This window comes from Vibrio sp. YT-19(2023) (genome assembly GCF_033337395.1).
This window is the reverse complement of record NZ_JAWOQN010000194.1, coordinates 1-984: the sequence shown is the minus strand read 5'-3', so window position 1 is coordinate 984 and position 984 is coordinate 1. Positions and strand designations below refer to the sequence as shown.

Sequence of the window (984 nt, the reverse complement as noted above, 5' to 3'; positions counted from 1 at the left end):
GGGGATCCACTCTCTTTCCCTTGGCGTGTTCCATGTTGGGATGAAAGCCAAGTCACCAACAGCGATGAAGAAGTTATTATTCAACACAACTGGCACGAACTTCGCCTGTTCATGTGGGACTACATGGGCATTGTGCGTACCGATAAGCGCTTAGAGCGTGCATTGCGCCGCATTCAACTGCTACAACAAGAAACGCATGAGTACTACAGTAACTTCCGCGTATCTAATAACTTGTTGGAGCTGCGTAATCTACTGCAAGTTGCAGAGCTTATGGTTCGCTGTGCAATGCAGCGTAAAGAGAGCCGCGGCCTGCACTACACGCTTGATTACCCAAATCAACTGGAAAACAGCGGCCCGACAATTCTGGTACCAGCAAAGCAGTTAACCGATAATTAATATCGAATGTAACGCTTATCAACAGGGAGCTTTGGCTCCCTGTTTCATTTTCCATTGACGTAAAATCAAGGAAAGTTGCCGATAGCACCGTTCATCACAACTGTCTCGCCAAATCGTCACCATTTCACCCGACTCTAGCGTAAAGGAGAGTTTAAAAGGCAGCGTCGTCAGGTTGACGTGTTTGATATGCGAATTACTCGTTTCATTTTTTACCGTGCCGTCGCTGTGCACATACCAATGCCCTTGACTCGACAAAAGGACAAAGCCTGGATCACGTAGCTTGCGAGCAATCAGTAATAACAAATAAGTCGATAATACGAGCGGAATGTCGGAAAGCGACACGGCCCAAGTCAAGCTTAAGAAAACGGTCAGATTGCTGACTTGAGCCGTAATTGAGGAAGATACGTTAAGATTAACGAACTTTGCTGAGGTTGTGGGCAACAATTTTATCAACCATTGCTGCGTGGCCTAGGTTCTCGCTACGACCATGTCCCATCACCCAAGTGAACAGATCTGGATCATCACATTCAAGCAGAGAAACAAAGTCACGCTGTTCTTGTTCGTTCAGCGCATCAAAGCACTCTTCAA

2 protein-coding genes and 1 pseudogene are annotated in these 984 nt (G+C 46.5%); 1 reads left to right on the top strand and 2 read right to left on the bottom strand.

Going from position 1 to position 984, the window contains the following annotated elements; genetic code table 11:
- A pseudogene (locus R7E78_RS24825) lies at positions 1 to 396 on the top strand (L-aspartate oxidase); the annotation flags it as partial.
- Between the two features lie 18 nt (positions 397 to 414).
- On the opposite strand, the gene R7E78_RS31245 reads toward R7E78_RS24825, so the two are convergent.
- Positions 415 to 837 carry a protein YgfX gene (locus R7E78_RS31245; RefSeq protein ID WP_411913766.1) on the bottom strand — a complete coding sequence of 141 codons (423 nt, stop codon included), beginning with the start codon at positions 835 to 837 and terminating at the stop codon, positions 415 to 417.
- Positions 809 to 984 (bottom strand): succinate dehydrogenase assembly factor 2 (locus tag R7E78_RS24820; protein ID WP_318058434.1); only part of this gene is annotated, 176 nt, incomplete at its 5' end. The genes R7E78_RS31245 and R7E78_RS24820, both read right to left, overlap by 29 nt.